Here is a 5,355-nt window from a genome sequence, read left to right as displayed (position 1 = left end):
CGCGGAGAGCTGACCGGCGGCACGACAGGCGTGCCGGCCACGACGACCACGGCGGCACGACGACCACGGCGGCACGACGACCACGGCGGGCGGGTACGGACCGGAGCGTCCGCGCCCGTCCGCCGGGCGTTTCACCAGGGCCGCTCCGTCCCGCCCGCGGCGCCCTCAGGCCACGAAGGTCCGCGGCGTGTCGGCGCCCGCCCCCGCACCGGCCCGGACCAGCGCCGCCGCCGCGGCCAGCCGCGCCGCCGCCTCGTCCGCCACCGGCCCGCCCACCGTGAACGGCAGTCGGACGTACCCCTCGAACGCCCCGTCCACCCCGAAGCGCGGTCCGGACGGCACCCTGACCCCCACCCGCTCGCCCGCCACCGCCAGGCGCGACCCGGAGAGCCCGCCGGTACGCACCCAGAGGGTCAGCCCCCCGCGCGGCACCTGGAACTCCCAGTCCGCAAGCTCCCGGCGCACCGCCGCGACCAGGGCGTCGCGGTTGCTCCGGGCCTGTTCGCGCCGGAGCCCGACCGCGTCGGCCCAGCCGCCCGTGCGCAGCAGCCAGTTGATGGCGAGCTGCTCCAGGACGGGCGTGCCCATGTCCGCGTAGGCGCGTGCCGAGACCAGGCTGCGGATGGTGTCGGGCGCAGCCCTGACCCAGCCGATCCGCATCCCGGCCCAGAACGCCTTGCTGGCCGATCCCACGGTGATCACCGTGCTGCCGGCCGGGTCGAAGGCGCAGACCCGGCGGGGCATCTCCACGTCCTCGTCGAGGGCCAGTTCGTGCATCGTCTCGTCGGCGACCAGGACCGTGCCCGCCGAGCGCGCCGCCTCCACCAGGCCGCGGCGCTGCTGTTCGTCGGCGAGGGCTCCGGTGGGGTTGTGGAAGTCGGCGACGACGTAGGCGAGCCGGGGGGCGGAGTCGCGCAGGACCTGCCGCCAGCGGTTCAGGTCCCAGCCGCCGAGCCCGTCCCGCATGGCGACGGGCACCAGGCGGGCGCCCGTCTCCCGCATCAGCTGGAGGATGTTGGCGTAGCTCGGCGACTCCACGGCGATGCGTTCGCCGCGCCCGGCGAAGAGGTGGCAGATGGCGTCGATGGCTCCCATCGCCCCGGTGGTCACCATGATCTGCTCGGGCATGGTGGGGACGCCGTGCTCGGTGTAGCGGTCCGCGATCATCCGGCGCAGGGCGGGCAGGCCGGCCGGGTAGTCGCCGTGCGTGTGGGCGTACGGCGGGAGTTCCTCCAGCGCGCCCTGGACGGCCCGGGTCAGCCAGGGTTCCGGCGCGGGCAGTGAGGCGCAGCCCAGGTCGATCATCGAGCCGAGCGCCTCGGGCGGCAGCGGTTCCAGGCCCCGGGCGGGCAGCGGGTTGCCCGCGGGGACCGCGGTCCAGCTGCCGGCGCCGCGCCGGGATTCCAGGAAGCCCTCGGTGCGCAGCGCCTCGTAGGCCGCGGCGACGGTGGTACGGCTGACGGCCAGGGCGAGCGCGAGTTCGCGTTCGGCGGGCAGCCGTGCGGCGACCGGTACCCGGCCTTCGAGCACCAGCAGCCGGACCCCGTCCGCGAGGGCGCGGTAGGCGGGGGGCTTCCGGGCGCCGGGGACACCGGGGCGGGAGAGCGGCGCCTGGAGCTGCCGGGCGAGCTGGGCGGCCCCGACCGTCGAAGTCCACTGAGCCATGAAATCAGTCCACCTTCCTCGGATTGGCCATGGCCGATGACCAATCTCCCGCCACAGAGTGACACGAACCGGTCCACCACCATCACAGCAGGGGGTACCCCATGTCCGCCACCGCCGTCCCGCACCACTCGCCCCACCACTCGTCCGTCGTCCGCCGACTGGTGCGGTTGTACGCCGGGCTGGTGCTCTACGGCGCGAGTTCGGCGCTGCTGGTCGTCGCCGGGCTGGGGCTGGAGCCCTGGGGCGTGCTGCAACAGGGGATCTCGGAGCTCACCGGCGTCGCCATCGGGACCGTCTCCATCGGGGTCGGCGCGCTGGTGCTGTTGCTGTGGATTCCACTGCGGCAGCGCCCGGGGCTCGGCACCGTCTCCAACGTCTTCGTGGTCGGCCTGGTGATCAACGGCGTGCTGGCGGTCGTGCCCGAGGCCCACGGGTGGGCGGCCAGGATCGCGGTGCTGGTGCTGGGGGTCGTACTGAACGGGGCGGCGACCGGGCTCTACATCACGGCCCGGTTCGGTCCCGGGCCGCGCGACGGGCTGATGACCGGCCTGCACCGGGCGACCGGGCGGTCGGTGCGCCTGGCGCGAACGTTGGTCGAGGTCGCCGTCGTGGCGGCCGGGTTCGCGCTCGGCGGCTCGCTCGGCGTCGGAACGCTGGTGTACGCGCTGGCCATCGGGCCGCTCGCCCAGTTCTTCCTGCGCCTGTTCGACACCCCTGGGGCGCCGGGAGCGACCGGGGCCGTTGCCGGACCGTCACCGGCGACCGCCATACTTCGGCGGTGACCTCAGGACGCCACCCCTATCTGGACCATCCTTCGACGATCCCGTTCGCCCACCGCGGCGGCGCGGCCGGGGGGCTGGAGAACACCGCGGCGGCCTTCCGCCGGGCGGCGGCGCAGGGGTACCGCTACTTCGAGACCGATGTGCACACCACCGCGGACGGCCGCCTCGTCGCCTTCCACGATCCGACCCTGGACCGGGTCACCGACACCGGGGGCCGGATAGCGGACCTGCCGTGGAGCGAGGTCCGGCGGGCCCGGGTGGACGGCCGTGAGCCCCTGCCGCTCTTCGAGGACCTGCTGGAGGAGTTTCCCGGGGCCCGCTGGAACGTCGACGTGAAGGCAGAGTCCTCGCTGGAACCCCTCCTCGCGCTGATCCGCCGGACGGACTCCTGGGACCGGGTGTGCGTCGGCTCGTTCTCCGAAGCCCGGGTGGCTCGCGCTCAGCGCCTCGGCGGCCCCCGGCTGGCGACCTCGTACGGCGTGCGGGGCGTACTGGCGCTGCGGCTGCGCTCGTTCGGGATTCCGGCGCCGCTGCGCCGGGGCGCGGTGTGCGCGCAGGTGCCGGTGAGCCAGAACGGCATCCGGGTGGTCGACCGCCGCTTCGTCCGTACGGCGCACGCCCTGGGCCTCCAGGTCCACGTCTGGACGATCGACGAGGCGGCGGAGATGAGCGCCCTCCTCGACCTCGGCGTGGATGGCATCATGACCGATCACATCGCGACGCTGCGTACGGTGCTGAGCGAGCGCGGGATCTGGTCCTGACGCCGGTCCGGCGGCCGGTGACGAACGGACCAGAGCGAGCGGGGGGCAGGGGAGCTTGAGTACCGGAACCAAAGGAACGGCGACACCACCGGAACGTCCGGCCGGCACGCCGGAGGACGTGGCGCGCAAACGGGAACAACGGGGCTGGTACTTCTACGACTTCGCGTGCTCGGTCTACTCCACGAGCGTGGTCACCGTCTTCCTCGGGCCCTATCTGACCTCGGTGGCGAAGGCGGCCGCCGACTCCGACGGCTTCGTGCACCCCTTCGGCATACCCGTGCGGGCCGGGTCCCTCTTCGCGTACGCGGTCTCCGCTTCGGTGATCCTCGCGGTCGTGCTCATGCCGCTCGTGGGCGCGGCGGCGGACCGTTCGGGCCGCAAGAAACCCCTGCTCGCGGCAGCCGCCTACACGGGCGCGGCGGCCACGACGGCGATGTTCTTCCTGGACGGCCACCGCTATCTGCTCGGCGCCTTCCTGCTGATCGTCGCGAACGCGGCGATCTCGGTGTCGATGGTGCTGTACAACTCCTATCTGCCGCAGATCGCGGAGCCGGACGAGCGGGACGCGGTCTCCTCGCGGGGCTGGGCGTTCGGCTACACCTCGGGCGCGTTCGTCCTCGTCCTCAACCTGATCGTCTACACGGGGCACGACTCCTTCGGCCTGACCGAGTCGGATGCGGTACGCATCTGTCTGGCCTCCGCCGGACTGTGGTGGGGCGCCTTCACCGTCGTGCCGCTGCGCCGGCTGCGCGACCGCCGTACCGCCCCGGGCGCCGAGGGGGCGGTCGGCTCGGGCTGGCGGCAGCTGATCGCCACCCTGCGGGACATGCGGCGCCACCCGCTGACACTCTCGTTCCTGCTGGCGTACCTCATCTACAACGACGGGGTGCAGACCGTCATCTCCCAGGCCTCGGTGTTCGGCTCGGAGGAGCTCGGCCTCGACCAGACGACGCTGATCACCGCCGTCCTGCTGGTGCAGATCCTCGCGGTGGCCGGCGCGCTCGGGATGGGACGGCTCGCCCGGGTGTACGGCGCGCAGCGCACGATCCTGGCGTCGCTGGTGGTCTGGACGCTGATCCTGGTGGCCGCCTACTTCCTGCCGGCCGACGCGCCCGTCTTCTTCTACGTCCTGGCCGCGGCGATCGGACTCGTCCTCGGAGGCAGCCAGGCCCTTTCCCGCTCCCTTTTCTCGCATCTGGTCCCGCGCGGCAAGGAAGCCGAGTATTTTTCCGCGTACGAGATGAGCGACCGCGGACTCAGCTGGCTGGGGCCCCTGGTCTTCGGCCTGGCGTACCAGCTGACCGGCAGCTACCGGCAGGCGATCATCTCCTTGGTGGTGTTCTTCGTCATCGGTTCCGTGCTGCTCGCGAGGGTGCCTGTACGGGCCGCCGTGGCCGCCGCGGGCAATCCCGTACCGGAGCGGATTTAGACGCTGAAGTAAAAGGCCGGTAGTGTACGCCTTTGGCCTGCCCGGAAAGACCGTTACTGCGAGTGGATGACGTCAAACTGTTGGGTGACAGATCCGTTCAAAAGTGACAAACCGGGCAGCAGTGGGGAATCACCCCTGATACAGCAGCGACAAGACGGGCGACGCGTGGCCGGCAACGGGAATCTTTACCGCCGAGCGGACGTTGACCGGATGACGACGACAGCGACACCTGTCCTGTGGGCGACAAGCCCGGGAGGCACGATTCATGAGTGAGCGAGCTCTCCGCGGCACGCGACTCGTGGTTACCAGCTACGAGACGGACCGCGGCATCGATCTGGCCCCGCGCCAGGCGGTGGAGTACGCATGCCAGAACGGGCATCGATTTGAGATGCCCTTCTCGGTAGAGGCGGAAATTCCGCCGGAGTGGGAGTGCAAGGCGTGCGGCGCCATGGCACTCCTGGTGGACGGGGATGGCCCCGAGGAGAAGAAGGGCAAGCCTGCGCGTACGCACTGGGACATGCTCATGGAGCGGCGCACCCGCGAGGAGCTGGAGGAAGTGCTGGCCGAGAGGCTGGCGGTCCTTCGCTCCGGAGCCATGAACATCGCCGTGCATCCGCGGGACAGCAGGAAGTCCGCCTGATCCGCGCAAGCACCGAACGGTCGGCCGCACCGCATGCGGCCATAACAGCCTCGGGCCGTGACACAGATCCTGTGTCAC

Annotated in this window: 5 protein-coding genes; 4 read left to right on the top strand and 1 reads right to left on the bottom strand. The window is 71.8% G+C overall.

The annotated features are described in order from the left end of the window. Positions 1-165: 165 nt before the first annotated feature. On the bottom strand, positions 166-1,665 hold the full coding sequence (locus ACWD3D_RS32910; protein WP_451464391.1) for an SCO1417 family MocR-like transcription factor: 1,500 nt from the start codon (positions 1,663-1,665) through the stop codon (positions 166-168). Positions 1,666-1,766: 101 nt separating this feature from the next. Between ACWD3D_RS32910 and yczE the strand changes: the two genes are divergently transcribed. The 4 genes from yczE to ACWD3D_RS32890 all read left to right on the top strand — a co-directional run bounded on the left by yczE (position 1,767) and on the right by ACWD3D_RS32890 (position 5,277). Beyond that, positions 1,767-2,447 carry a membrane protein YczE gene (gene yczE / locus ACWD3D_RS32905; RefSeq protein WP_451464390.1) on the top strand — a complete coding sequence of 227 codons (681 nt, stop codon included), beginning with the start codon at positions 1,767-1,769 and terminating at the stop codon, positions 2,445-2,447. Then, positions 2,444-3,208 (top strand): glycerophosphodiester phosphodiesterase, encoded by a 765-nt coding sequence (locus ACWD3D_RS32900; protein ID WP_451464389.1) that lies wholly within the window; start codon positions 2,444-2,446, stop codon positions 3,206-3,208. The genes yczE and ACWD3D_RS32900 overlap by 4 nt, the downstream gene beginning before the upstream one ends. A 55-nt stretch (positions 3,209-3,263) precedes the next feature. Further along, positions 3,264-4,637, top strand: coding sequence for an MFS transporter (locus ACWD3D_RS32895; RefSeq protein ID WP_451464388.1), 1,374 nt, complete (start codon positions 3,264-3,266; stop codon positions 4,635-4,637). A gap of 265 nt (positions 4,638-4,902) precedes the next feature. Further along, a complete protein-coding gene (locus tag ACWD3D_RS32890; protein WP_007262928.1) occupies positions 4,903-5,277 on the top strand; it encodes an RNA polymerase-binding protein RbpA in 375 nt (124 codons plus the stop codon). Positions 5,278-5,355 lie beyond the last annotated feature (78 nt).

It is taken from the genome of Streptomyces sp. NPDC002690 (assembly GCF_053592415.1).
This window is presented reverse-complemented; position numbering and strand designations above follow the sequence as displayed.